The sequence below is a fragment of the Arthrobacter sp. GmRoot5-12 genome, assembly GCF_059739365.1.
Genome location: NZ_AP046056.1, coordinates 3,489,167 through 3,514,784, shown reverse-complemented (window position 1 = coordinate 3,514,784; position 25,618 = coordinate 3,489,167). Strand labels below are relative to the sequence as shown.

Here is a 25,618-nt window from a genome sequence, read left to right as displayed (position 1 = left end):
GTCCTGTACCAAGTGAGGTCTCTGTGACAACTGCCACCGTCTCCCCCCAGCCCGTCATTGCCGAAGCTGCCGTCCCCCATGCACGCCACGCCGCAGCCGGCCGGCCGCTCGCTGCCGTCACCGGCGCCGAAATCCAGGCGCCCCTGATTTCAGGCGGCCACGTGCGGTACGCCAACCTCGATTACGGCGCCTCCGCCCCGGCACTGTCCGTAGTATCCGCTTACCTGAATGAGATCCTCCCCTACTACGCCAGCGTCCACCGCGGGGCAGGATACGCATCCCAGATCAGCACCTCCGTGTACGAGAACGCGCGCAGCATCGTCAGGGATTTCGTGGGCGGCCGCCCGGATGATTCGGTCATCTTCACCCGCAACACGACGGATTCGCTGAACCTGCTGGCCGGCTGCCTTCCCGTGACCGATGGCCGCCACGACGGCGAAGTGCTGTACCTGGACATCGAACACCACGCCAATCTCCTGCCGTGGCAGGGCGTCCCGCACCGCAGCATCGTCGCCGCCGACACCATCACCGGCACCCTTGAGGCCGTACGTGCCGAGCTTGGACAGGGCGGTGTCAGCTTGGTCGCGGTCACGGGGGCCTCCAACGTGACCGGCGAAATCCTCCCCATCCGGGCGCTGGCCGCGCTGGCCCACGAACATGGCGCACGGATCGTGGTGGATGCGGCCCAGCTCGCGCCGCACCGCCGCATAGACATCAGCGCGGATGACGTCGACTACCTCGCCTTCTCAGGCCACAAGCTGTACGCGCCCTTCGGCGCCGGCGTCCTGGTGGGGCGCCCGGACTGGCTGGACGCCGGCGTCCCGCACCTCGCCGGCGGCGGCGCCGTCAAGGAAGCCAGGCTCGACGGCGTCAGCTGGGCCACCGGCCCGGCCCGCCATGAGGGGGGCTCGCCGAACGTCCTGGGGGCCGCCACGCTGGCCCGCGCCACCCAGGTCATTGCAGGCCTGGACCAGGCACGCTGGCACGCCCACGAGTCCGCCATCCGCTCCTTTATGGTGGAGGGACTCCAGCGGATCGACGGCGTCACGGTTCACCAGATCTTCAAGGACACCAACCCCGAAACGGACACCATCGGGGTGGTCAACTTCTCCGTCGAGGGTTACGACGCAGGACTGGTGGCGGCGTACCTTTCGGCAGAGCATGGCGTGGGCCTGCGTGACGGGCGCTTCTGCGCCCATCCCCTGCTGAAGCGCCTGGGCCTGCCGTCCGGTTCCCTCCGCGCCAGCTTCGGCGTCGGTTCGCGCCTGGAAGATGCCGAGCGCCTGCTGGCCGGCATCCAGGCGCTCCGGAGCAACGGGCTGGGCTGGGACTACGTGGTGGACGCAGGCCGCTGGGTCCCTGCCAACGACACCCGCACCTACCCGCACTGGGCGCCCAACACCCCTGGAACAGCCGGCGCAGCGCCCTGCATCGACGACTGACGCCGGAAACCGCCACTCCTGTTTCAGCCGGCTGACCGTGTGCCAGGGGAATGCGGTAAATTCGAAAGGTACCGCAGGACGTCAGCTGAAGGAGGCCACGCGTGGTTCGGGGTGGCCCCAAGCTTGATCACGGGCGGCGCAGGGAACTGGGCCAGAGCTTCCAGGACGGCGGCAGGCACTACCAGCGCGTCCGGCCCGGCTACCCTGAGGAGTCAGCCCGGTGGCTGGTGCCCGCCGACGCCCATGAAGCCCTCGACGTTGGTGCCGGTACCGGAAAGTTCACCGCGCTGCTGCTGGACATGGGGCTGGACGTCACGGCCGTGGACCCCTCGGCGGACATGCTCGCCCAGCTCACGGAACACTACCCGGCTGCCACGGCGATGCCGGGGACTGCCGAGGCGACAGGCCTGCCCGACGCCAGCTTCGACGTCGTCACCGTAGCCCAGGCGTGGCACTGGTGCGACGCCCTGGCGGCAAGCACCGAACTGGCCCGCGTGCTGCGCCCGCACGGAACCCTCGGCCTGGTGTGGAACCAGCTGGACACCTCAGTGCCCTGGGTGCACCGGCTCTCCCGGATCATGCACGCAGGCGACGTCTACCGGCCGGGGCACAAGCCCGTCATCGGCCCGGAGTTCCAGGGGCTCGAAGGGCATGTCACCCACTGGCAGGACACAGTGGACACCACGGACCTGATGGAACTCACTAAATCCCGCAGCTACTACCTCCGGGCCGGCGAGGCAACGCGGGCCAAGGTCCTGGCCAACCTGGACTGGTACCTGCACGAACACCTTGCCTACACCCCTGACCAGGAAATCGACCTTCCCTACCTCACCCTGGCTTGGCGGGCCGTCAAGGCATGACGGCGCATCCCGTATGGCGCCTGCAGAGCCGGTAGGCTTGGATTCGTGAAGACCAGCGCGCCCTCCTCCTCGATCGAGGATTACGTCAAGGTCATTTATTCCTTTACCGAATGGCAGGACAAGCCCATCACGTCCTCCCAGCTCGCACAGCGGCTGGGGGTGGCAAATTCCTCGGTTTCGGAAATGGTCCGCAAACTCAAGGACCAGGGCCTGGTGGACCACAAGCCCTACAGCGCCGTCACGCTGACCGAGGCCGGCCTGCGGCTGGCGCTGTCCATGGTCCGGCGCCACCGGCTGATCGAGACATACCTTGTCCAGCGGCTCGGATACAGCTGGGACGAAGTCCACGATGAGGCTGAACAACTCGAACACGCCGTATCGGACACGTTCATCGAACGGGTCGCCGCCAAGCTCGGGGACCCGAAGCGTGACCCGCACGGCGATCCAATCCCCACGGCGGACGGGCAGGTGCTGATGCCGCGCGCGCACCTCCTCGCCGAGCTGGACCAGGGACATACCGGCAGGATCACCCGGATCAGCGACGACAACCCGGAACTGCTGCGCTACCTGGCCGCCCAGGCCATCGACCTTGATGCGGACGTCGAGGTGGTGGGACGGCGGCCTTTCGGCGGAGCCCTGGTGGTGCGGATCGGTGGTCCCGGCGGCGCCCGTGAGTACGATTTCGCTGAGGAAATCGCCTCGGCGCTCTGGGTCTCCAGCGACGCGCCGCATGCCGGCTGCGCCCTGGACGGGCTCTGACGTGGCGTTGCCCACCGCCCGTGCCTGGCTGGCTGTCGCCGCCGGCGGACTGATCGGCAGTGAGCTGCGCTACGGGCTGGGCCTGGCGTTTCCGGACGCGCCCGGTTCGGTCCCGTGGGCCACGCTGGGCATCAACATCAGCGGCAGTTTCGTCCTCGCGGCTTTGACCACCGTCTGGATGGCACGCCCGCACACGGCCTTCTGGCTGCGCGCCGGCATCGGGCCGGGCCTGCTGGGTTCCTTCACCACCTTTTCCGCGGTCATTTTCGCCTCCGACCAGTTGGCACGCGCGGGTGAGCACCCCGTATGGCTCCTTTACCTGGGCTTGTCGCTGTTGCTCGGCCTTTCGGCGGCAGGCCTGGGCTGGCGCACCGGAAGGCTCATCGCCCGGAACCGGGGCCCGGCATGATCACGGCAGCCCTGGTGGGAGTGTTTGGCGTGGCCGGGGCGCTGCTGCGGTTCGGGATCGACAGCTGGTTCGCACACCACAGCAGCATCCGCAGCGTCCGCACCGATGGCCGTGCGGCGTTGCACTGGCCCTGGGCCACCCTGCTGGTCAACGTCGTCGGCTGCTTCATCATCGGTCTGGCACACGGCCTGACCGCCGGGCTGGGACTGGGCGCGGAATGGCAGGTGGGTTTGGCCACCGGACTGGCCGGCGGACTTACCACCTTCAGTTCGTGGACCACCGCCACCATCCGCCTGCTCAGCGAAGCACGGTTCGGCGCCGCGGCCCTGAACTTGGCGGTCAACCTGGGCCTTGGCTTTGCTGCCGCGGCCGCTGGCAGTGCACTGGCTTCCTAGCGACGCTGTTCCCGTTGGGGGCCCGGCCGGCGATTTGGCGGCCTCCCGTATGGTGGAAGGTGATGATCAGCAGACGCGACGCCGCAATAACCCTTGATGTTCCCCTTGAGATGGCGCAGCGCCACGGCCTGCCGAAGTGGATGACGGAGGCCGAACTCCGCGCCATCCTCGACAATCCTCCGCCATGGCTGGTGCAGTCACGCGCCAACCGGACGGGCAAGCGGCCGGTGTGGGTGCACCTGGAATGCGCCGTCTGTGGCTATGAGGAGGCGGCCCGGCCCAAGAAGTGGTGGCCGGACTTCACCTACGTGGTATGCAGCCATCATGCGCCTTCCGATGTTCCCGCCGTCCGCCCCGGGTGCGTCCGCAGCGAGTACGACGGCGTGGGGACCCGTTTCGTGGGCATCGCGGACGTGGAAGCGCCTCCAGTCCGTCCCTAGGCCCGCCCCAGGTGACGTGCCCCGGGTACCTTCGGTCCGGCGTCGGGCATTATCCTGCGCCGTTGCCTGTCATTTCTTCCGGGACGGCGGTGAGGTGCAACTCGGTGCCGTCGCGGAGTACCTTCACGTCCAGCGGCTCGCCGATGGCATCGGAAAAGAGGAGCCGCTGCAGGCTTTCGGCGTTGCTGACGGGACGGCCTCCGGCGGTGACGATAATGTCACCCGCGGCAAGGCCTGCTTTGTCCGCCGGCGAGCCGGGCAGCACCTCCACGACGCGGAGCCCTTCGCGCAGCCCGCTGCGGATCACAGCGCTGGGGTTGAGCCGGATGGGCGTGCTGACAAGGCCCAGGTAGGCACGGCGTACCCTCCCGTCTGACAGGAGCGCGGAGATGATCCTGCGGGTGGTGGCATTGATTGGTATGGCGAGCCCCAGCCCAGCGCCCGCCACTGCGGTGTTGATGCCGACGATCCTGGAGTGCGTGTCCGCCAGCGCTCCACCGGAGTTGCCTGGGTTCAGCGCTGCGTCCGTCTGGATAACGTCCTCGATCACCCTCCTGTTGCCGCCCGCCCAGACTGGAATGGCCCTGCCCAAACCGCTGACCACGCCCGCGGTGACTGACCCCGCCAGGCCCAGTGGGTTTCCGACGGCAATCACAAGCTGGCCCACGCGCAGGGTCTCGGCCGCGCCGAACTGAGCAGGTGGCACCTTGGGCCGCGAACCGTGAACCACTGCAAGATCGGACAGGGGGTCGGCTCCCACCAGTTCCAGTTCCATCCGGCTCCCGTCTCCAAACACCGCAAAACCGTGCCGGGTGCCTGCCACGACGTGTGAGTTGGTGAGCAGGTATCCGTCCTCCGTGAAGAGAACGGCCGAGCCGGCGCCCACCCTCACCCTGCCGTTGCCCCTATTCGCGGTCATCTCGATGGCTGCCACGTGGGGCGTAACCGCTGCCGCGACACGCATGACCGTTTGCGAGTACGAGTCCAGGACGTCCTCGTCTCCGGTGGATATGGGTTCCCGCGCCTGTTCCATGACGCACCTCCGGTCTGGTGCCGCTTCCGGCAATCCATGCCCTTTACGGGTCCTTACGGGAGACAACAATGGCCGGGCACGGTCCACTCCCGGTGGAGCTACGCCGTGGGTGAACGCCGGCATTGCGGTGCGGTGCGGCTGTCAAGGCTTTAGGATCGGAGCATGACTGACTCCCCTGCAGGGTCTCAAACGGAAATACTGAACGCTGAGGAGTGCTGGCGGTACCTTCGGTCCTCCTATATCGGGCGGCTGGCGGTCATCAACGGTGACGTTCCCGAGATTTTTCCCGTGAATTTTTCGGTCGCCGGCGACACCCTGCTGTTCCGCACGGCGCCGGGGACCAAGCTCCGTGCCCTGCTCAGCGGCTCGGTTGCCGCCTTGGAGGTGGACGGCCTCAACCCATACGCCACTCAGGTCTGGAGCGTTGTCGCCAAGGGCAGGCCGCAGCCATTCGATGAAGCCAGCATGAAGCTTCCGGAGGAAGACGCCGACCGGGAACCTTGGGAACCGGGGATCAAGGACCACTTGGTGGCCATTACCCCCACCGATATCACCGGCCGCCGTTTCGCTGTCACGCCGCGGACCCGCTGGTGGCCGCCGGTCGATTTTTCCGCCGACTGGCTGTAGCGGCCTCCGGTCTCACGCCGTGATGATCACTTTGAGGGCCTTGGTTTCGGCTGCCCGGGAAAACGTGTCGTAGGCGTCAAGGAACTGGTCGAAACTGAAATGGTGCGTGGCGAACTTCTCCGCCCTGATCTTTCCCTGGGCCACAAGCTTGAGCAGCATGGGCGTCGTGTTGGTATTCACCAGCCCCATGCTGATGTTGATGTTTTGGATCCACAGGTTTTCCAGGTGCAGCTCCACCGGTTTTCCGTGCACCCCAACGTTCGCCACCGATCCACCCGGCCGCACTATGTCGGTGCACATGCCAAATGTTGCCGGCACGCCAACAGCTTCGATGGCCACATCGACGCCCTGTCCGCCGGTCAGGGCCAGGACCTGTTCCTTCCAGTCACTGCTGCCGGAAAGGACAGTGTCCGTGGCGCCGAACTCCCTTGCCTTCGCCAGGCGGTTGGCGTCCAGGTCGATGGCCACCACAGTCGCTGCGCCGTACAGTCCTGCCGTGGTGATCGCCGCCAGGCCCACCGGCCCGGCACCAACAACGGCCACGGTGTCGCCGGGCTTCACCCGGCCGTACTGGACACCTATTTCGAATCCGGTGGGGAGGATATCGGAGAGCATGACGGCCTGTTCGTCGCTGACGCCCGAGGGCAGCAGGTGCAGCGAGTTTTCGGCGTACGGCACGCGGACATACTCCGCCTGGGTCCCGTCGATCAGGTGTCCGAAGATCCACCCGGTGCCTTCCTGGCCCTCGCCTCCCAGGCAGTGCGAATAGAGTCCGGTCTTGCAGTTGGCACAGTGGCCGCAGGATTTGATGCACGAGATGATGACACGGTCATTCACCTTCAGGCCGGTCACGGAAGGCCCGGTTTCCACAATGGTTCCCACCGCCTCATGTCCCAGGATCCGGCCCTTTTCGACGGCGGGTACGTCACCTTTGAGGATATGCAGGTCGGTGCCGCAGATCGTGGTGGTATCGACCTTGACGATGACGTCGCCGGGTTGCTGGATCCGGGGGTCGGGGACATCAGTCCATGACTTGTCACCCGGTCCGCCGTAGACGAGGGCTTTCATGTGTCTCTCCTTACTGTGTGGGACGGATTCTCCGACGTTCGCCGCCGGCTTGCGCGGACAGCTGATGGTTGGGCTGCGGGCCGGCGGGACTGGCTGCCGGCGGATCCAGTGCCTGGAGTTTGGCTATGTGCAGGCTTCCGAGCACCAGGAAGAGCCCCGAGAGCCCAAGGGCGGGCAGCAAGGCGGCCAGGCTTGGTTCTGCACCGAACAGGGGTTTGACCAGTTCACCCACCGCCAGGGAGAAAATGAGGGTGAAACCCAGGACATACAGGGCCGGGAGAAGTAGCAGTCCCGTACGGTGGCCCCGGTACGTGAGGAAGGACAGGATCAGGAACCCGGGCATGATGAAGCAAAGGTCCAGGATGAAGATCGAGTAGAGGGAGTCAATCTGCTCGCCGCTCCGCATCAGGGGCAGGAGCATCCCGATCCACAGAGGGTAGAAGATCAGCGGCTGAAGGATGGCACCGGCCGCTGACACCAGCCTCAGTGCACGGGGAAGGGAGGCGGATGGCGCGTCGCGGTCCATAGTGGCCCCGGCGGTGACCATGGCCCAGAATGACACTGCGAAGACTGCCATGTAGAGCAGGTACAGGCCGTTGTACGTCCGCTCAATGACGTAGATCCCGTATGCGTAGAAGAGGTAGCCAAGGAGCCCCAGTGCCACGATCTGGTATTTGGCCCTGTGCGGGCCAACCGCGTAGGCCAAGTACAGCAACGCGAGCCCGGCCGCGACGGAGAGCAGGTCCTGGGAGTAGGCGCCGGGGATCAGGTCAGCGGCAACCACCCTGTTGTAGATTCCGGGCCGCCAAAGCCCCGTTGCCGCAGCGGCGAGCGCCAGCAGTCCGGCAACAGCCCACAGCAGGCGGTTGAGGAACAGATGGGTCAGCATGGGCCACCTTTCACCGGAAGATGAGCGTTTCCCGGGCGTCCCCACAGCGTCCCATTGGGCCGGCCGGACCCCAAGTGCCATTGGTCCTTCCTTGGGCATTGGTCCTTCCTTGGAGGCCGGGCCTTTATGCCCTTACGGGAGGCGGGAGAGTTGCCTACGCTGTGGCCTATGACTGAGAAAACGAACGTGCCTGTGCCGGAAATCCTTGACGCGGACGAGTGCTGGACGCTCCTCGCCCAGACCGGGGTGGGGCGCCTGGCCGTCATCGCCGATGGCCATCCGGATGTCTTTCCCGTCAATTACAAGGTGGACGGCAGGACGCTGGTTTTCCGCACCGGCGGCGGTACCAAGCACCAGGCCCTCCAGTCGGAAGCCACCGTGGCCCTCGAAGCAGATGCGGTCAGCTCCCAATTCGGGCTCGCATGGAGCGTCGTGGTCAAAGGCACGGCTGTTGAAGCGACGCCCACGGGCCCTGACCTGGACGACGTCAAGCGGGCGCTGTTTCCATGGCAGGGCGTGGGGCAGGAGCACTTCATCCGCATCACGCCGGAGTCGATAACGGGGAGGCGCTTCACGGTGGACGCACCACTGCTGTGGCAAACCTCGCTGGACGACGCAACCCGCGCCGGTTTCGAGTAGGAATTACGGGCAGGAGACACCGTGCGCGCATGGTGGGTGAACGGGCCGGGCCCCATATCCACCCACCCGCTGGTTCAGGGACTCCGTGCCACTCCCACGCCTGCGGCCAACGAACTCCTGGTGGAAGTGACTGTCTGCGGTGTTTGCCGCACCGACCTCCACCTCGCTGAAGGAGACCTGGCACCGCACCGTGCGCAGACTGTGCCCGGGCATGAAGCAATCGGCGTGGTTGTTGAGGCAGGAGTTGCCTGCTCCCGGTTCAGGACTGGCGACAGGGTGGGTGTGGCGTGGCTTGGCGGGGTTTGCGGCAGGTGCGACTACTGCCGCCGGGGTGATGAAAATCTGTGCCAGTCGCCCGTCTTCACCGGCTGGGACAGGGATGGCGGCTATGCCGAGTACTTGACGGTTGCGGAGGACTTTGCCTACCCGGTACCTCCAGCCTTCCCGGATGAGCAGGCGGCACCACTGCTGTGTTCGGGCATCATCGGGTACCGCGCGCTGAAGCGCGCCGCCCTTCCCGTGGGTGGCCGCCTTGGCATTTACGGCTTTGGCAGCTCTGCCCACATCACCGCCCAGTTGGCGCTTAAACAGGGCGCCTCCGTGTATGTCATGACCCGGTCTGACGGCGCGCGGTCGCTCGCCCTGGAGTTGGGAGCTGATTATGCGGGGGACGCTTATGACCAGCCGCCGGTACCGCTCGATTCCGCCATTCTTTTCGCACCGGTTGGAGACCTTGTCCCCGCTGCGCTGCGCGCCCTGGACCGGGGCGGAACGCTGGCCATCGCCGGAATCCACCTAAGCGACATCCCGGCCCTCAATTACACCAGGGAGCTCTTTTTTGAACGGCAGGTGCGGAGCGTGACAGCCAATACCCGGGCTGACGGGCGTGAGTTCCTGGCTCTCGCAGCCAGGCTTTCGCTTACCCTCACCACCACGGCCTACCCGTTCCAGGCTGCGGCCAAGGCACTTGAGGACCTGGCTGCCGACAGGATTACCGGTTCGGCAGTCCTGCGGGTCCGGCCGGAACAGTAGCCTCTCATCCAAACAGGACGGCGGCCTCCTGGTACCGCGCTTCAGGGACCACCTTCAGTTCCCCCAGCGCTTCTTCAAGGTCGACGTTGACAATGTCCGTGCCGCGCAGCGAAACCATGGTGCCCCACCTGCCGGCGGCTGCCGATTCGACGGCGGCCAGGCCCAGCCTGGTGGCAAGGACACGGTCGAAGGCCGTGGGTTCGCCGCCACGCTGGATGTGACCCAGGACGGTGGCGCGCGTTTCGATGCCGGTCCGCAGCTGCAGTTCTCCTTCAAGCAGCAGTCCGATGCCTCCCAGCCGCGGGCGTCCGAAAGTATCCAGGCCACGGGGCGCGTACGGTGCTTCGTGGCCTTCAGGAGCGAAGGCCTCGGCCACCACCACGAGCGGAGCCCTGCCCCGGTCACGGGCTGACAGCACCCACGAGCAAATTTGGTCCAGGGACACCGGATGTTCAGGTATCAGGATGGCGTGCGCGCCCGATGCCATCCCGGAATGCAGTGCTATCCAGCCCGCACTGCGGCCCATGACCTCGGCCACCATGCACCGGTGGTGCGACTCGCCGGTGGTCCGGAGCCGGTCGATGGCTTCGGTGGCGGTCTGCACCGCAGAATCAAAGCCGAAGGTGTAGTCGGTGGCGCCGAGGTCATTGTCGATGGTCTTGGGCACTCCCACCACGTTGATGCCCTGGGAGCAGAGTTCCCGGGCGGCTGCCAGTGTTCCCTCTCCCCCAATGGCAATCAGGCCGTCCAGTTCGTTGTGCCGGACGCAGGCACGGACACCCTCGATTCCATTGCCCACCAGCGGGTTGGTCCGGGACGTGCCCAGGATGGTTCCACCCAGGCGGGCGATCCCACGGACACTCGTACGGGGCAAAGGGTAAATGTCCTGCTCCAACACACCCCGCCAACCGTCCCGGAACCCGATGAATCCATAGCCATGCGAAACGTGTCCGCCCAGCACGGCTCCCCGGATGACCGCGTTCACGCCCGGGCAGTCACCGCCACTGGTGAGGATCCCCAGCCGCTTCACCGGACCACCACCCCCGAAGCCCGGACAGGCAACGGAAAATGGAGGGTTTGCCCGGGAGGAAGGACCTCGTCATTGCCATGCACCTGCACCTTGATGGGGCCGGCGTCACCGGGAGCAGAGGCGATGCTCATGTCCCCGTCCTTGAGATGTATGCGGAGGCGGTGTCCCCGGTAGAGGACCTCAAAGGCAACGGCGCGCAGCCCGGTGGGGAGGTTGGGTGCAAACAGGATCGTGTCACCGCTGAACCGGAGCCCCGCAAAGCTGCGCTGGACCACGTCGATGGTTCCGGCCATCGCGCCCAAATGGATGCCCGCGCGCGTGGTGCCGTGCTGGGTATCGTCAAGATCGGCGTCGAGCGCTTCCCGGAAACTGTCCCACGCCCGGTCCGCGTCCAGGCCCGCAAGGACGGACGCGTGGGCAACCCTGCTCAGGGTGGAGCCGTGCGCCGTCCTGGCCAGGTAATACTCGATCGTCTTGTTGAGGTGTTCCGCCGTGAATGCATACTGAAGCCGCCGAAGAATGCTGACCAGTCCGTCGTGCCCCAACAGGTACGGGAGCATCAGGACGTCGGCCTGCTTTGCCAGCTTGTAGCAGTTGGTACTGTCATCTTCGGCCTCGAGGATGAGGTCCAGCCGCTCAATGTCGCCGTACCTGTCCCGGTAGTGGTCCCAGTCGAGTTCCTTCAACGACCCGTAGCCCTCGAACTGGCTAATGACGCCGTCCTCGTGAAAGGGGACGTACATCGCCGATCCCACGTGCGCCCACCCGGCGGTTTCCTCCTCTGTGACACCCAGGCGTTCCATGAGTACGGCACGTTCGCTGCCGTGCAGGAAGGCCATGATTCCCCTTGCCGTGGAGCAGGCCCATGCCGCCATGACATTGGTGTAGGCATTGTCGTCCAGGCCGGGTCCGTCGCTGCCGGGATAGCCGGTGTGGTATTCGTCCGGTCCCACGACGCCGCGCAGGTGGTAACGGCCCTCCTGCTGGTCGTAGTCCGCCAGTGAGCGGAAGAAACGGGCAACCTCGATCACCAGTTCCGCCCCCTTTTGCAGGAGCCAGATCTTGTTACCAGTGGTCTGGAAGTACTGCCAGGCATTGAACGCGACAGCAAGTCCGGAGTGCACCTGCAGGTGCGAGTGGTCCTTGACCCACCTGCCGGACCTGTCGTTGTACAACCATTTGGGCGTTTCCTCGGTTCCGGCGCTGGCGCTTTGCCACGGAAATTTCGCCCCTGCCAGACCTTCCAGGGCCGCGGCATGCCGGGCGGCGGGAAGCCGCCGCCACCTGTAATCGATGACGGCACGCGCAACCTCAGGCGTCCTCGAGGCGAGTACCGGCAGGACGAACAGCTCATCCCAAAAGACGTGGCCCCGGTAGCCCTCGCCGTGGAGTCCACGCGCCGTCACGCCGGCATCCAGTTCGGTCGTATGGTGTGTCAGTGTCTGCAGCAGATGGAATATGTGCAGGTTCAGGACAAGGCGCACCTGGACCGGGGCATCGATCTCCACCATGAACGGCCGCAGCTCGCGCCGCCACGCTTCCTCGTGCGCCGTCAGCAGCGAATCGAAGTCCCCGGGGATACGCGCCAGGACCGCACGGGCACCGGCTTCCGGAGAGGATATGGCACGGTCACGGGACGTCACCACTGCCACCGTCTTGGTGATCCGCACCGCGGCGCCGGCACTGAGGGACAGCAGGAGAGTCTGGAAATGGAAGGCCCCTTTCCTGCCCTCCTCAACTCCCTCCGCTTCCGGGAATACCTGTGTCCGATAGGCCGCGGCGATGCGGATGAGGCTCTGGGTAGTTTCCACTTCGACGACGGAGGCAGCAAGCGCGGACGGCTCAGGGATGGAGCGGTGGGAGGCTGTCCTGTCAGCGATGTGGACGTCCGAACCCTCGGCGTGTTCGGGGAGGTTGGCGTTGCGGACCCCGGCGTTGACACCGCTGCGGACCTCCACCTGACCGCTCCAGCCCAGCGCGGTGATAACCGTCTCAAGGACCAGCAGATGGGGCTCGGCCATGGACGCGAAACGGGTTTGCACTACTTCCAGCCTGCGGTGGTCCGCTGTCTCCAGCAGCAGCCGCCGCTCCAGTACCGCCCGTCTGAGGTCCAGGACCCTGTGCTCGCGGACCGAGGTCATTCCGCCCTCCGACCACCACTGCTGGCCCGGCAGGCGCAGGTCGAGCGGCAGGCAGTTGGGGGCGTTGACCATGTGTTCTTCCAGCAGCGTCTCGCCGCCGGCTTCCGCGCGGACACGGTTGTAGACGCCGGCGAGGTACATGCCCGCGTAGCTGAAGCTGCCGCCTTCGGGCGCCGCCCCGCGGACGCCCATGTAACCATTGCCCAGCGTGGTCAGGGCTTCCCGGTGTCCCTCGTGTGCGGCGTCGAAACCTTCATAGACGAGGTGCCAGGCGTTGCCGATGACCTGGCCCAGATCCAGCTCCCCCACGTCGTTGAGGACGGTATGGGCGCCGGCTGCCTCAAGCTGCCGGCGGTTGCCGGTCCGGTCGATTCCGACAACGAGGCCGAAGTCACCCCGGCGGCCGGCCTCAACCCCCGCCGCGGAGTCCTCGATCACCACCGCATGTGGCGGGGAGACCCCAAGCCGCGATGCGGCCGCAAGAAAGACGTCCGGCGCCGGTTTTCCGCGCAGGCCGAGCCGGGCCGCCGTCGTTCCGTCCAGCACCACCCTGAAGAGATCCTGGATGCCCGCCGCTTCCAGGACCAACCCGGCGTTCCGGCTTGAGGTGACCACAGCAGTGGGCACTGCCGCGCCCGCAAGCCTCTGCAGCAAATCCAGGGTGCCTGGGTAACTCTGGACGCCGTCGGTCCGGAGGTGTTTCAGGAACAGTTCGTTCTTCCAGGCACCCAGGCCGAACCCGGTCCATGCGCCGGCTTCGTCCGTCTCGTTTCCCTTCTCAACCTGCACTCCCCTGGCAGCCAGGAACCGTACCACCCCCTCCTCCCGCGGCATCCCGTCGATGAAGGTGAGGTAGTCATTCCTGCTGAGCGGGGCACGGTTGGCGCCGGCAGGGACTCTTGGGTCACGCAGGATCCGGTCGAACGCATCTTTCCAGGCAGCCTGGTGGACCAGCGCTGTATTGGTGACCACCCCGTCCAGGTCGAAGATGACGGCGTCAAACGGTGGCTTGGCAGCAGCGGCGGTGGGCGACCCGATCATAGGTCAGTGGTACCAGCAAAGCGGTCATTCCGGACAGGGCCCTAGGGCCCGGCGCGGCCGCCGGGTCACGACGCGGCCACTGGAACCCTATGTCTTTGCGCCGGCTGTGTGCCCCACGTGGCTCCACCAGGTCAACGGGGACGTGATGGAAAAACGCCTGCCCGTTACGGAGTTGGGAACGATCCGGACAAAGTGCTCCTTTTCACCGGCCTGCCAGGGAAACAGGGTAAGCCCTGCTCCCTTCATCAGTTCCTCCGATGGCTCGAGGATGACGGCCTTGCCTTTGACCAGGACGCTCCATGCTTTGGCGGCATCATGGCCGTCGGCTTCCAGGGCGACGGCGAGCGGCCCGCCTGCTGCGCGCAGTTTCGTTCCCTCCCCCGTCCGGAAGACCAGCGATTCGTGGTCCACTTTGTAGTTGACCGGGAACACCTCCGGGTATCCGTTCACCAGCACTGCCAAATGGCCGACGGATACTCCACGCAGGAGGTCCCAGCACGTTCCGGCGTCCAGGACTTCGGTAGGCGTTTGCGGTGGATCGTTGTGCATGCAGTCGAAGGTAACGGCTTGCGGGGCCAGCCCGGTAGAGCATTTAGGCCCGGGTCCCTTTGCCTTGACAGGCAAAGAAAAACACCCCGGTCCGAAGACCGGGGTGTTTTACCCGTGGGTGGAGATGGGGGGAATTGAACCCCCGTCCGATGTCGTGTTGTCAGGGCTTCTCCGGGCGCAGTTTGCGTCGGATTTTCTCGGCCCCAGCCATGCTGCAAACAGCTGGCTGATCCGGGCCCAGTCATCTAAAAGTCCCGTTTACTCCGATGACGGGAGCAAACAGCAGTGGCTATCTAAATGACGCCAGGATCCGGGGCGATAGCAACCCCGGGCTGACGGACTGTCTTACTGCTTAGGCAGCAAGAGCGAAGTCAGTGCGCTTAGATTCGGCACTTATTGGTTTGCAGAAAGCGTTTACGAGATAATTCTGCATCCTCGGCCCGCTTCACCTGTCGCGACTAACACCGTCGAAACCGATCATCCCCGTATTTTGTTACCAAACCGGCTGGCAAGCCTGCCGGACTATCCATACTAACGCATGACCCGTGGAAATAATTCCTACCGGCGCCGGTTGCGCTCGCGCATCTCACGCTGGGCTTCACGGTTGTCCTGCTGTTCCCGCAGCGTCTGCCGCTTGTCGTATTCGCGCTTGCCGCGGGCAACACCGATTTCCACCTTGGCCTTGCCGTCCACGAAGTACAGCTGGAGGGGAACAATGGTGTAGCCGGACTCCCGGACCTTGTGGGAGATCTTGATGAGTTCTTCCCGGTGCAGCAGCAGCTTGCGGCGCCGGCGTGCCGCGTGGTTGGTCCAACTGCCCTGGTTGTATTCGGGAATGTGGATGGCTTCCATCCACAGTTCGTCGTTATAGAACGTGCAAAATCCGTCCACCATGGAGGCATGGCCCTCACGCAGGGACTTCACTTCGGTGCCCATCAGCGCGATGCCGGCCTCGTAAGTGTCCAGCACGTGGTAATCGTGCCGGGCCTTGCGGTTGGTGGCCACTACCCTACGGCCACTTTCTTTAGGCACGGGGAAACTCCTCGGGTTCAGGTCGGGTGCCTCCGGGCCTGCGGCGCGGAGCTATACCAGTCTACGGCAGCAGCGCTTCGCCCCTACAGCAATCCCATGGGGTCGACGGCGGCACCATTGAGCCAGGTTTCGAAGTGGGCGTGGCAACCCGTGGAGTTGCCGGTGCTGCCGGAGTAGGCAATGAGCTGGCCCTGGGAGACCCTCTGCCCATTCGAAACCACGATGCTGGAGTTGTGGTAGTAGATGGTGGTGAGAGTATTGCCCTGCACCACGCCGTGATCGATCTTGACGCGCCAACCGCCACCATCGGCGGAATTCCAGCCTGAGCTGAAGACCTCACCGGCAGCTGCCGCATACACGGGCGTGCCGCAGGCTGCGCCAAAGTCGATTCCGGTGTGCATGTATCCACCGGTGCCATAGAAGTCGATGGTTCCCGGCGGGGTGGTGCGGTAGCCAAAACCGGAGGTGATGGGGATGCTGCCGTCGAAGGGGTGGCGGAGGCCAAACGCCGACGGCGACCCCGCGGCGGGCGGGACGTACGGCTGCGCGGGCGGGGCCGGGCGGTTTGCGGCGGCCGCGGCCGCGGCCGCCGCAGCGGCAGCAGCAGCCGCCTGCCTGCGCTGCTCGGCTTCCCAAGCTTCACGGGCCCTGCGGTCGCGTTCGGCGATCTCGTTGGCCACCTGGTTCTGGTTGGCCTGGACGCCGGCCAACTGGGCCTGGATGCCGGGCTTTGCCGCTTGGAGTTCGGCATCGAGGCGGGTGGTGTCCGCAATGAGCTGGTCGACTTGGGCCTTCTTGGCCGCAGCCTCGTCGCGGGCGGCCTTCTCCCGCTCCAGGGCGGCGTCGGCCTTGGCCTTGAGGTCCTTGATCTCAGCTTCGACAGCTTGCAGGCGCGCTTCGGAGTTGACGTTGGTGGCGTTCTGCTGGCTGAGCTTGTCCATGGCTGCGTTCTGGCTGCGCATGGCCTGGTCCGCAAGGTCCATGGTTTCGGTCAGGCTGCTGCCGCTGTTGGAGCCGAAGAAGAGCGACAGGTTCGAAGGAACGCCGCCGGATTTGTAGGCCTGGGTGGCGATCTGCCCAATCAGTTTCTTGGTGTCCGCGATCTTTTGCTTGTCCGTCTCCAGCTGCTGGGTGATCTTGGCCTTGTTCTGCTGGGCCATGTCCACGCGGGCCGACAGCGCCTCTACCTCCTTGACAGCCCCGGCTACCCGCCCCTGTGCCTCAAGGAGTGCCTGCTGGGCACCGGGCAACTGTCCCTGGTAGATCACCAGGTCGCTGGCGGCCTTGGCGATCCGGGAATCGACGAATTCGAGGGATGCCTGGACGCGTGCGGCTTCGGCCTCGAGCGCGGCTTGGCGGTCTTCGAGGTCGTCGGCGAAAGCGACGGGTGTGGCAAGGGCCATCCCGGCCGAAAGGATGACGGTGAGCACGCCGCTGACGATCCCCAAACGGCGGGCAGCGGCCCGCCCTCGGCTGTGCCGGGGGCGGGGCAAGGTTTGGTGAATGAGGTTCATGGGCATTCCTAGGTCGCGGTGTGCACAGCCTAAACGCGCAAATATCTACGTAAGGTCAAGAGAGACGAAATTCCTGCCAAGGATCCGCCAAGGATTATCAGCGCCGGGGCGATGATCAGGGTCTGCCCGGATGAGATAAAGGCCGTATCCGGGTATTGCCGCGACATATAGTCGCCCAGGAAGTATTGCGCTACGGCCCACAGGGTGCCCGAGGCCAGGGCAGCGCCGATGACCGCTGCTATGACGCCTTCCAGGATGAACGGCAGCTGGATCACGGTTTTTGAGGCACCGACCAGGCGCATGATTCCGGTTTCGCGGCGCCGGCTGAACGCGGAGAGCCTGATGGTGGTGGCGATCAGCAGGATGGCGCAGACGATCATGACCCCTGCGATGCCGACCGCCACAAGGGACGCACCGTTCATCACCGAGAAGAGGCGTTCGAGGAGCTGGCGCTGGTCGATCACCGTTTCCACGCCTGGCTGGGAGGAAAACGTCTCGCTGATGATCTGGTACTTTTCCGGGTCCTTCATGTTGATCCGGAACGATGCGGGCAGCTGGTCCGGCGTCACGGAATCGACGATCGGAGAGTTCGAAAACTGGTCCTTGAAGTGCTTGTAGGCCTCATCCTTGGACTCGAACTGAAAGTCGTTGATGTACTGCGCCACGGCCGGGGACTCAAGGAGCGCGTTCAAGCCCTGTTGCTGCTCAGGGGTGACTGGCCCGGAAGCGCAACCCGGCGCCGTCGAACCTTCACTGCAAAGGAAGATCGCCACCTGGACCTTGTCGTACCAGTAGCCCTTCATCTGGTTGATCTGCATTTGCAGCATTCCGGCCGCACCCACGAAGGTGAGGGACACGAACGTCACCAGGATGACCGAGACCACCATGGAAAGGTTGCGGCGCAGCCCGCTGCCGATTTCCGAAAGGATGAATGCGAGCCTCACCGCTGGGCCTCGCCTTCAGCGCCGTTGCCCGGCAGCCCGCCGTCGGGCGTTTCCCTGCCACTGGCGTCCTTAAGGCGCCTGGACTGGCCGACGACGGGAATCATCGAGGTGTACAAGGCCTTGGCTTCGTCGCGGATCACCACGCCGTTCCTGAGTTCGACCACCCGTTTGCGCATTTCGTTGACGATGTCGTCATCGTGGGTGGCCATCACCACGGTGGTTCCGTTCTGGTTGATCTTGTCCAGGACGCCCATGATTCCCATGGACGTGGTGGGGTCCAGGTTTCCGGTGGGTTCGTCCGCGAGGAGGATCCCGGGCCGGTTGACCACGGCACGCGCGATGGCCACGCGCTGTTGCTCGCCGCCGGACAGCTCGTGCGGCATGCGGTGTTCCTTGCCTTCGAGGCCGACGGTCTTCAGGACCTCCGGGACGGTGTCGCGGATGACGCTGCGGCTCTTGCCGATGACCTGCATGGCGAACGCCACGTTGGCGAAGACATTCTTTTGGGGCAGGAGGCGGAAGTCCTGGAACACGACGCCGATGCCCCGGCGGAGGCGCGGAACACGCCAACTGGAAATCTTCGCGACGTTTTGGCCCGCCACGTAAACAGCGCCGGAGGTGGCGCGGTCTTCCTTCAGCACCAGGCGGAGGAAGGTGGATTTTCCGGAGCCGGACGCACCGACAAGGAAGGCGAATTCGCCGCGGTCAATCTCAAGGGTGACAGAGTCCAGCGCCGGACGGGCTTTCTGGTCGTAAACCTTGGTGACATTTTCGAATCGGATCATGGCCCTAAGTACCCTGCAGGGCATGGCTGATTCTTGTGATGCAGCCCAGTTCTGCAGCCGGTGCACGGGTTTTAGTTTGGGGAAAGTAGGGCCCCGGCCCCTCGACTATACGCAGGGTCCCCCGTGCTTCGACCTGCTTTCGGGGGCGTGTCGCTGGATCAGCTGCAGGACGGCGGGGCCGGCAGGCCTACTTTTCGGCGTTGCGGTTGTCAGTACGCCAGCGGATGCCCGCATCGATGAAGTCGTCAATCTCGCCGTCGAACACTGCGGACGTGTTGCCCACTTCGTGCTCGGTGCGCAGGTCCTTCACCATTTGATACGGGTTCAGAACGTAGGAGCGCATCTGGTCACCCCACGAAGCTTTAACATCGCCGGCCAGCGCCTTCTTCTCCGCATCCTCCTGCTCCTTCTTCAGCAGCAGGAGCCGGGACTGCAGCACGCGCATGGCGGCGGCGCGGTTCTGCAGCTGCGATTTCTCGTTTTGCATGGAAACCACCGTGCCGGTCGGGATGTGGGTGAGGCGGACGGCGGAGTCCGTGGTGTTGACCGACTGGCCGCCGGGGCCCGACGAACGGAACACGTCCACCCTGATTTCGTTGTCCGGGATGTCGATGGAGTCCGTCTGCTCGATCAGCGGAATGACTTCCACGGCGGCAAAGGACGTCTGGCGGCGGCCCTGGTTGTCGAACGGGCTGATCCTGACGAGACGGTGGGTTCCGGCTTCCACGCTGAGCGTGCCGTACGCGTAGGGAGCCTTCACCTCGAAGGTGGCCGACTTGAGCCCGGCCTCCTCCGCGTAGGACGTGTCCATGACGGTGGTGGGGTAGCCGTGCCGCTCGGCCCACCGGAGGTACATGCGCATCAACATCTCGGCGAAGTCTGCGGCGTCCACACCTCCCGCGCCGGCGCGGATGGAGACCACGGCTTCGCGTTCGTCGTACTCGCCGGACAGCAGGGTGACCACTTCCAGGTCCTTGAGGGCTTTCCTAATGGACTCAAGTTCTGTCGCGGCCTCCCCCATCGAGTCCGCGTCGTCCTCGTCCTGCCCAAGCTCAACGAGGACTTCAAGGTCGTCGATCCGGGATGCCAGGCTGGTGAGTCGCTCCAGTTCGGACTGGCGGTGGGAAAGCCGGGAGGTGATTTTCTGCGCGGCCGCGGGGTCGTCCCAAAGGTCCGGCTCCCCTGCCCGCTCGCTGAGTTCGGCGATGTCTTCCTTGAGTGTCTCCACGTCGCTGACGCGTTCAATGGACTCGTAGGTGGCGCGCAGCGCCCGGATTTCAGCGGAAAAATCAATATTGGCCATGGTTGTTTAAGCCTACGCTATGGAGCGGTACGGCCCGGCGCTGCCAGGATCATTGGCTCAGCGGGTGCATGACTCAGCGGGTCAGGCGTGAGCGGGCGGTGGACGTCGCCTCGATTCGGATGCCATCAGGGACAAGGAAGTTCACCACAGGTGGGTGCACGTCTGCCGTGAGGACCACGACGGCGGTGGAACCGTCAGGTGTACCCGTTGTAGCGGCGACGGCGAGGCCTGAGAAACGCTGCGAGGCTGGGCTCCTCGAGACGAAGTCGGCAGCTACATTGCGGACGCGCGCGGGATTAAGGACAGCCGAGGGGCTTCCACCCTGGGATGTGACTTCACCCAGGGTGTAGCTGTCGGCCGCCGCAAGCGATGCCCCGTCTGCCAGGGACAGCAGGCGCTTGTGCTCCAGATAGACGGCAGATATGCCGACGACGACCGTCGCCACCAGAAGTGCCAGGGTGATGTAGCCGAGAATCATCACCATGACCTGGCCGCTCTGGTCCGATTCCCGGCGTTTCACCGGTACCGGCCTACCAATTGGGTGGAAGACGCCTCAACCTCCGTGGCTGATAATCCGTCGGCGAACGGAATGAACGGCAGCGGTACGCTCAGGCTTACGGTGACAGTCACCGTGGTTCCGGCGGCCTGGCAGTCAGCAGGGTTGCAGGTCGTGGCCATGCGGGCCCTGTCTGCCTAGTGCCCGAAGTCGGAAAGGGCGAGGGCCACGGCCTGCTCCGCAGCTGCCTGGGCTGTGGAGGAATCCGGCTGTGCCACAAAAACCTTCGCCGCCTGGTCCGCGGCACCCACCACAGCGAAGGAACCGCCCTGGATTTGCCCGACGGTGATCACGAAGTACACCAGCGGGACCATCAGCAGAAGTGCAAGGAACGTGAACTCGACTACCGCACTTCCTTGCTCGTGTCCGCTCCCCTGCTCCTCATGCACAAAGCCCTGCTGCTGGTGCTCCCCGCGAGCAGGCCTGGGGCAGTGGGATGGGTCGCCCACGTGCGTGCCCCCGGCACGCTCCCTGCAGAGCACTTCTGCCACGCGGGCCTTGACCAGGAACAGATTGGAACCGGACTGTGCGCTGGAGCGGGACTGGGCACTGGAACAGGACTGCGCACTGGCGCGGGGTGGTCCGTCGGGGTGGGGCAACGGGCTGGCGCTGAACGGATCAAGGCTGGACAGCCGCATGCCCTTTCACCTCCAGCAGGTCCCGGGGCCCAATCAGGCCGATGACCGGCATTGGGGACCGGACAGTCACTTCCAGGGTGCGCATCCCCTGGACAGTTACTTCCTGCGTACTGACCTGGTCAGCAAAGCCTTCGTTCAGGGCCATGCTGATGAGGCTGCGGGTCCGCTCTTGCGCGTCGGCGGCATTGCGGTCAGCGAGTGTGCCGTACCGGGCACCAGAGGCAGCAGCATCAATAAGTGTGTTCCGGACATGCAGAACCAGGGTCAGCTGAATAATCGCAAGGAAGAACATCGTCAGCAACCCGCCAACCAGGACGAAGTCCACCACGGCTGAACCCCGCTCGCCCGGCCTGGGCAGCACTGGCTGCACGGGTCCGTGAGCGGACGGCAGCATGGTTCAGTTCCCCACCTTGTCCATTGCCTGGTTGAACATGGCCTCCAAGGCGGGGCCCGCGAGCGCCAGCAGGGCTGCAACCAGGACCGCGGACATCAGGGTTATCATCACCCATCCCGGAACGTCACCTCGTTCAGGGTTATCGTTACCGATGGTCGGAGGCACCTGAAGGTCTTCCCTGCCTTCGGTGTACTGTGCACCGATAGGGCGCCCCCTCCCGGCTGTCGCGGGCACCTTGAGCTGCAGTAAAGCGGCAAGGCCAAGAAGCAGCAGTGCACAGCGGGTTCCCATGGTTTTCATCTTGAGTCCTATTCCTGGTTCCTAAGGTGGGCTTTAACTAATGGCAGCGGGTCCGGGCTTCGGGTCTTTCTCCCCATCAGAAGCCCAGGTTGATGGCGGCCAGGCCGGGGAAGACAGCAAACACCACGGTCAGGGGAAGCACCCCGAAAACCAGGGGCACCATCATTGCGATTTCCTTTTTCCCGGCAGCTTCCATCAGGTCCCGCTTGGCCGAATCGCGCACGTCCTGCGCCTGCGCGCGAAGCACGTCCGCAAGGGGTGTTCCTCTTTCCACCGCAACGATGATGCCGTCAACAAACCTGACCAGCGGCGCAAGGTCGGTGCGCGCAGAGAACTCCTGCATTGCCAGAATCAGCGGCTTGCCGGCCCTGGTCTCCGCGAGGATCTTCGAAAATTCCTTGGACAGCTCACCGTTGGCACTCCTGCAGACGCGATCCAATGCGCCTGTTGCGCTCTCCCCTACGCCGACGGCCAGGGCCATCAGTTCGGCAAGGCTGGGAAACTCGGCCATCATCCGCGCTTCCCGCCGGCGGACCTGGGCGCCAAGCCAGTAATCCCGCAACACAAAACCCGCTGCGGTACTGCCGATAATTACCGCCGCTGCCAAGAGCGGACTGAACCTGCCCGCTGCGGCTCCAATGAGCATGAAAGTCGCTGAGAGGACAAAACCCGCAGCAGCCCACAGCAACTGTTCAGCGCGGAAGTCGATGGCAGACTTGTTGATTCCTGCCTGGGCCAGCCGCCGGCCCGTGGCACCAGGCGTGGGGTTCAGTCTTCCCAATGCGGACAGCCAGTCCCGGAAGACGGGACGGAAAATTCGTTCGAGGGGGCCGAAAGGTGTCAGGTTCTGCTCGCCGGCGTGCAGGAGCCTCGACTCCAGGTTTTGCGACTTAAGTTGGGGCTCTATGCGTTGGGAAAGCGTCAGGGCGCGCATGGGAGGTGACCGGAAGATCACGAGCCACAAACCAAGGCCAAGGCCGATACCGCAGATTACTGCTGCAGGCGGGATGATGATCATCGGAGCACTCTTTCGTCCTGTGGCAGGGCCCCGATCTTCAACATCACCGTGTAGCAAACAAGCGAGACCACCAAGCCGCCGAGCAGGACTGCGGCGCCCATAGGCGTGTTGTAGGCCTGGATCGCCTCCGGCCTGCTGGCAAGCAGGATCATCACGATCCAGGGAGCCGCGACGGCAAGCCGGGCGGCATTGATGGTCCACGACTGCCGCGCCTCGAGCTCGCTGCGGGTCCGGGCATTCTCCCGCAGGAATTCCGCCAAGGTGCCCAAGAGCTTCCCCAGGTCCGAACCGCCTACCTCCCGGGTCAGCCGGAGCGCTTCGACGATGCGGTCGGCCACCGGGTCAGCCAATCGCTGCTTCAACTTGTTTAGAGACCCATCAAACTGGCCTCCGGCGCGATAGTCAGCGCCGAACTCACGAAAAATGGGCCGCAATTCCTCAGGTCCCTTTTCTCCAAGCTGAATGAGGGCCTCGGGCAGGGGCAGGCCCGCACGGATCGCAGAGCGCAGATGATCCACGACGTCAGGCCAGAGTTGGCGCAGCAGGGCCGTCCTCTTTTTGGCCCGCCACCTGAGGATGGTGACGGGAAGCCATGTGCCGAAAAGTCCGAAGCAGCCGGCAATGGGCCACGAATGGCTAAGCCCGTAGAACACCAGTGCTACAAAAACCCCGAGGCCCAAGCAAGTACCGGCCAAACCGCGGGCTGAGACCCTGTCGACCCCGGCAACCGCGAGCAGGTCAGCCAGGTGGCCGGGCTTTCGCACGCGGTTCCCGGGGTCCGGCGTTTCCCAACAGGACCACCAAATGAGGAAGAGGCCCATCCCTAGCGCCGCCCCCATCAGCGCCGGGATCATCGCGGATCCAGCAGCGTGGCGAGGTCGTATCCTGCACGCGAAAACTTCTCAGCTGCCGGCATGGCGTTGGCCCGTGGTTGCAGGATTCCATTCTCCAGGGCGAAAACCAGTGACGACTCGATGATGCCGTTTTCCACGCGGCGCCCCAACGATAGGATTTGGGTCACTTGCCGACGCCCATCGGGATGCCTGCTGCAGTGCACTACAAGGTCGATGCAGGATGCAACGGTGGGGACCACGAACGCACTGGAGATGTTGTCCCCCGCCAGCAGCGGCAACGTGCAGATCTTGGTCACAGCATCGTGCGCCGAGTTCGCATGGACGGTGCACATTCCGGGCAGGCCACTGTTAAGGGCAATCAGCATGTCCAGGCTCTCGGCTTCCCGCACCTCCCCTACCACCAGCCGGTCCGGACGCATCCGCAACGCTTCCTTGACCAGGCGACGGAGTGGAATTTCGCCCTCACCTTCGAGGTTCGGCTGCCGGCACTGCAGACCCACCACGTCCCGGAGCGGAAACTGAAGTTCAAAGATCTCCTCGACCGTGATGACACGCTCCCGGCTACCTATACTCGCCGCCAGACAGTTCAGCATGGTTGTCTTGCCTGCCTGGGTGGCCCCCGACACAAGGATGTTGAGGCCACTGGACACCGCTGCGCCGAGAAATCGTGCCGACTGCGGTGTCAGCGTTCCCAACTCGACCAGGTGTTCCAGTCGGCTGGCCTTCACGACGAATTTGCGGATGTTCACGGCCCAGTGCCGGCGGGTTACATCCGGAATGACTACGTGGAGCCTGGATCCGTCCGGCAGTGCCGCGTCCACAAAAGGGGACGACATGTCCAGCCGCCTGCCGGAGCTTTTGAGCATGCGTTCTACGAGGTCACGCACGTGTTGCTCGGAGAGGCTCAGCGAGGTCAGCTCTGACTCCCCGTTGCGTGCCACATATATTTCGTTTGGCGCGTTGAGCCAGATCTCTTCTATTGAAGGATCGTCGAGGAGTGGCTGGAGCACTCCAAAGCCGGCTACGGCATCGAACAGGAACCTACGGGCAGCATCCAACGGGCCAAGGGGTGGAAGAGGCCCCATAAGGGCGCGCTCGTCATAGTCAGTGACGGCTGCTTCCACCAGCCTACGGACCTCTCCTGCCTGCCTCAGTGGGTCCAGCCCACGACGGCGGATGAGCTCGCGGACTTCGTCCTCGACAATTTCCAGCGCGTCCATATGTTCCCCCATACAACTGCCGCCCCCAGCGGAGGCAGTTCGACTGGGTACAGCTTAAGTAGAGCGTCCTGCCGCAACAAGTCATTCAGCACTCCTGTGGATAACTGACGACCCTCAAGATTCCCCTTAGTAGGGCTCAAGATTTCGCTTCGAAGACCACAGGATTCACATAAGTAACACCAGAATCACTGGTTGCGCCAGTAACACTGGTGCTATGGTGAGCGCGTTATTTATCGAAATAGCACTATCAGGTGCCTTCCTGGGGGAAATCACCTGAGCAGTATCCAAAGAGGCGCTTGGGGGAGCGCCGCATTGTCTCCGGAGCACATATGAAGCGGAACCTGTCTCAGTCCCGTCGCCCAATCATGATGTCCCTTGGGGCCGGCTTATTAGCTGCCTCCTTGCTGACCGGCCCTGGCCTGATCGGAGCAGCTTCCGCTTTGGAGCCCAGTCCCACACCAACGCCTGCCCCGTCCCAAACTGCCACTACGCTGCCACAGGCGACGCCGGCACCAACAACCACAGCGTCGCCGCAGCCTTCCATCGCAGCCAGTTCGCCGACGTCGGCTGCTCCCCAGTCAATGGCCCAGGCCATCGGCCCCGGCGGGGCGGAAATGGGGCAGAGGTCCAAGAGAGTGACCTCTGCTTCCCCGTCGCCCACCGCCCAGAAGCTCAGCGCCGAATCGCTCGCAACAGAGGGCACATG

28 protein-coding genes and 1 other RNA gene are annotated in these 25,618 nt (G+C 64.6%); 9 read left to right on the top strand and 20 right to left on the bottom strand.

The window, feature by feature from the left end; all coding sequences use genetic code 11:
* Window positions 1-23 precede the first annotated feature (23 nt).
* From AC6JAM_RS16240 to AC6JAM_RS16215, 6 genes are all read left to right on the top strand, one after another.
* Complete coding sequence (locus tag AC6JAM_RS16240; protein ID WP_497935257.1) at window positions 24-1,442, top strand: aminotransferase class V-fold PLP-dependent enzyme; 1,419 nt, start codon at window positions 24-26, stop codon at window positions 1,440-1,442.
* Window positions 1,443-1,543: 101 nt separating this feature from the next.
* On the top strand, window positions 1,544-2,302 hold the full coding sequence (locus AC6JAM_RS16235; protein ID WP_142072213.1) for a class I SAM-dependent methyltransferase: 759 nt from the start codon (window positions 1,544-1,546) through the stop codon (window positions 2,300-2,302).
* 45 nt (window positions 2,303-2,347) lie between these two features.
* Window positions 2,348-3,061, top strand: a complete 714-nt coding sequence (locus tag AC6JAM_RS16230) for a metal-dependent transcriptional regulator (protein WP_018768454.1) — start codon at window positions 2,348-2,350, stop codon at window positions 3,059-3,061.
* The gene (locus AC6JAM_RS16225; RefSeq protein ID WP_134163824.1) at window positions 3,033-3,470 is read left to right on the top strand and encodes a fluoride efflux transporter FluC; all 438 of its coding nucleotides are present in this window, start codon (window positions 3,033-3,035) and stop codon (window positions 3,468-3,470) included. Before AC6JAM_RS16230 ends, AC6JAM_RS16225 begins: the two co-directional genes overlap by 29 nt.
* Window positions 3,467-3,865 carry a fluoride efflux transporter FluC gene (locus AC6JAM_RS16220; RefSeq protein WP_478223203.1) on the top strand — a complete coding sequence of 133 codons (399 nt, stop codon included), beginning with the start codon at window positions 3,467-3,469 and terminating at the stop codon, window positions 3,863-3,865. Before AC6JAM_RS16225 ends, AC6JAM_RS16220 begins: the two co-directional genes overlap by 4 nt.
* 62 nt (window positions 3,866-3,927) lie before the next feature.
* On the top strand, window positions 3,928-4,305 hold the full coding sequence (locus tag AC6JAM_RS16215; RefSeq protein ID WP_018768457.1) for a hypothetical protein: 378 nt from the start codon (window positions 3,928-3,930) through the stop codon (window positions 4,303-4,305).
* A gap of 49 nt (window positions 4,306-4,354) precedes the next feature.
* Here the strand turns inward: AC6JAM_RS16215 and AC6JAM_RS16210 are convergent, their stop codons facing one another.
* The gene (locus AC6JAM_RS16210; protein WP_497935254.1) at window positions 4,355-5,338 is read right to left on the bottom strand and encodes a S1C family serine protease; all 984 of its coding nucleotides are present in this window, start codon (window positions 5,336-5,338) and stop codon (window positions 4,355-4,357) included.
* Window positions 5,339-5,500: 162 nt separating this feature from the next.
* Here AC6JAM_RS16210 and AC6JAM_RS16205 point away from each other — a divergent pair, with 162 nt between their 5' ends.
* Complete coding sequence (locus AC6JAM_RS16205) at window positions 5,501-5,965, top strand: pyridoxamine 5'-phosphate oxidase family protein (RefSeq protein WP_018768459.1); 465 nt, start codon at window positions 5,501-5,503, stop codon at window positions 5,963-5,965.
* A gap of 12 nt (window positions 5,966-5,977) precedes the next feature.
* On the opposite strand, the gene AC6JAM_RS16200 is transcribed toward AC6JAM_RS16205, so the two are convergent.
* Entirely contained in the window at window positions 5,978-7,033 is a 1,056-nt protein-coding gene (locus AC6JAM_RS16200) for a zinc-dependent alcohol dehydrogenase family protein (RefSeq protein ID WP_134163822.1), read from the bottom strand.
* Window positions 7,034-7,043: 10 nt separating this feature from the next.
* On the bottom strand, window positions 7,044-7,922 hold the full coding sequence (locus AC6JAM_RS16195) for a hypothetical protein (protein WP_134163821.1): 879 nt from the start codon (window positions 7,920-7,922) through the stop codon (window positions 7,044-7,046).
* 168 nt (window positions 7,923-8,090) lie between these two features.
* Between AC6JAM_RS16195 and AC6JAM_RS16190 the strand changes: the two genes are divergently transcribed.
* Window positions 8,091-8,561, top strand: a complete 471-nt coding sequence (locus tag AC6JAM_RS16190; protein WP_018768462.1) for a pyridoxamine 5'-phosphate oxidase family protein — start codon at window positions 8,091-8,093, stop codon at window positions 8,559-8,561.
* A gap of 21 nt (window positions 8,562-8,582) precedes the next feature.
* A complete protein-coding gene (locus AC6JAM_RS16185; RefSeq protein WP_478223201.1) occupies window positions 8,583-9,593 on the top strand; it encodes a zinc-dependent alcohol dehydrogenase family protein in 1,011 nt (336 codons plus the stop codon).
* Between the two features lie 4 nt (window positions 9,594-9,597).
* Here AC6JAM_RS16185 and AC6JAM_RS16180 read toward each other — a convergent pair whose 3' ends face one another.
* The 17 genes from AC6JAM_RS16180 to AC6JAM_RS16100 form a co-directional block, all read right to left on the bottom strand.
* Window positions 9,598-10,623: an ATP-dependent 6-phosphofructokinase gene (locus AC6JAM_RS16180; protein ID WP_018768464.1), complete on the bottom strand. Its 1,026-nt coding sequence runs from the start codon at window positions 10,621-10,623 to the stop codon at window positions 9,598-9,600.
* The gene (locus AC6JAM_RS16175; protein ID WP_497935252.1) at window positions 10,620-13,805 is read right to left on the bottom strand and encodes an HAD-IA family hydrolase; all 3,186 of its coding nucleotides are present in this window, start codon (window positions 13,803-13,805) and stop codon (window positions 10,620-10,622) included. Before AC6JAM_RS16175 ends, AC6JAM_RS16180 begins: the two co-directional genes overlap by 4 nt.
* 87 nt (window positions 13,806-13,892) lie before the next feature.
* Entirely contained in the window at window positions 13,893-14,354 is a 462-nt protein-coding gene (locus AC6JAM_RS16170; RefSeq protein WP_144599907.1) for a pyridoxamine 5'-phosphate oxidase family protein, read from the bottom strand.
* Window positions 14,355-14,470: 116 nt separating this feature from the next.
* Window positions 14,471-14,839, bottom strand: a transfer-messenger RNA (tmRNA) gene (gene ssrA / locus AC6JAM_RS16165).
* A 73-nt stretch (window positions 14,840-14,912) separates the two neighbouring features.
* Window positions 14,913-15,386 (bottom strand): SsrA-binding protein SmpB, encoded by a 474-nt coding sequence (gene smpB / locus AC6JAM_RS16160; RefSeq protein ID WP_134163818.1) that lies wholly within the window; start codon window positions 15,384-15,386, stop codon window positions 14,913-14,915.
* Between the two features lie 83 nt (window positions 15,387-15,469).
* Entirely contained in the window at window positions 15,470-16,900 is a 1,431-nt protein-coding gene (locus AC6JAM_RS16155; protein ID WP_018768468.1) for a M23 family metallopeptidase, read from the bottom strand.
* A gap of 29 nt (window positions 16,901-16,929) precedes the next feature.
* Entirely contained in the window at window positions 16,930-17,844 is a 915-nt protein-coding gene (gene ftsX, locus AC6JAM_RS16150) for a permease-like cell division protein FtsX (RefSeq protein WP_018768469.1), read from the bottom strand.
* Window positions 17,841-18,629 carry a cell division ATP-binding protein FtsE gene (ftsE, locus tag AC6JAM_RS16145; protein WP_018768470.1) on the bottom strand — a complete coding sequence of 263 codons (789 nt, stop codon included), beginning with the start codon at window positions 18,627-18,629 and terminating at the stop codon, window positions 17,841-17,843. Before ftsE ends, ftsX begins: the two co-directional genes overlap by 4 nt.
* Window positions 18,630-18,816: 187 nt before the next feature.
* Window positions 18,817-19,932: a peptide chain release factor 2 gene (gene prfB / locus AC6JAM_RS16140; RefSeq protein WP_018768471.1), complete on the bottom strand. Its 1,116-nt coding sequence runs from the start codon at window positions 19,930-19,932 to the stop codon at window positions 18,817-18,819.
* A 73-nt stretch (window positions 19,933-20,005) separates the two neighbouring features.
* Window positions 20,006-20,452, bottom strand: coding sequence for a pilus assembly protein TadG-related protein (locus AC6JAM_RS16135; protein ID WP_018768472.1), 447 nt, complete (start codon window positions 20,450-20,452; stop codon window positions 20,006-20,008).
* A 173-nt stretch (window positions 20,453-20,625) separates the two neighbouring features.
* On the bottom strand, window positions 20,626-21,126 hold the full coding sequence (locus tag AC6JAM_RS16130; protein WP_497935250.1) for a hypothetical protein: 501 nt from the start codon (window positions 21,124-21,126) through the stop codon (window positions 20,626-20,628).
* On the bottom strand, window positions 21,107-21,520 hold the full coding sequence (locus AC6JAM_RS16125) for a TadE family protein (protein ID WP_018768474.1): 414 nt from the start codon (window positions 21,518-21,520) through the stop codon (window positions 21,107-21,109). The genes AC6JAM_RS16130 and AC6JAM_RS16125 overlap by 20 nt, the downstream gene beginning before the upstream one ends.
* A 3-nt stretch (window positions 21,521-21,523) precedes the next feature.
* Window positions 21,524-21,820 carry a hypothetical protein gene (locus AC6JAM_RS16120; RefSeq protein WP_018768475.1) on the bottom strand — a complete coding sequence of 99 codons (297 nt, stop codon included), beginning with the start codon at window positions 21,818-21,820 and terminating at the stop codon, window positions 21,524-21,526.
* 76 nt (window positions 21,821-21,896) lie between these two features.
* Window positions 21,897-22,838 (bottom strand): type II secretion system F family protein, encoded by a 942-nt coding sequence (locus tag AC6JAM_RS16115; protein ID WP_497935249.1) that lies wholly within the window; start codon window positions 22,836-22,838, stop codon window positions 21,897-21,899.
* Complete coding sequence (locus AC6JAM_RS16110; protein WP_134163814.1) at window positions 22,835-23,692, bottom strand: type II secretion system F family protein; 858 nt, start codon at window positions 23,690-23,692, stop codon at window positions 22,835-22,837. The genes AC6JAM_RS16115 and AC6JAM_RS16110 overlap by 4 nt, the downstream gene beginning before the upstream one ends.
* Window positions 23,689-24,912: a TadA family conjugal transfer-associated ATPase gene (locus AC6JAM_RS16105; protein ID WP_488315896.1), complete on the bottom strand. Its 1,224-nt coding sequence runs from the start codon at window positions 24,910-24,912 to the stop codon at window positions 23,689-23,691. The genes AC6JAM_RS16110 and AC6JAM_RS16105 overlap by 4 nt, the downstream gene beginning before the upstream one ends.
* A gap of 346 nt (window positions 24,913-25,258) precedes the next feature.
* The gene (locus AC6JAM_RS16100) at window positions 25,259-25,615 is read right to left on the bottom strand and encodes a hypothetical protein (protein ID WP_488315895.1); all 357 of its coding nucleotides are present in this window, start codon (window positions 25,613-25,615) and stop codon (window positions 25,259-25,261) included.
* Between the last annotated feature and the right edge of the window lie 3 nt (window positions 25,616-25,618).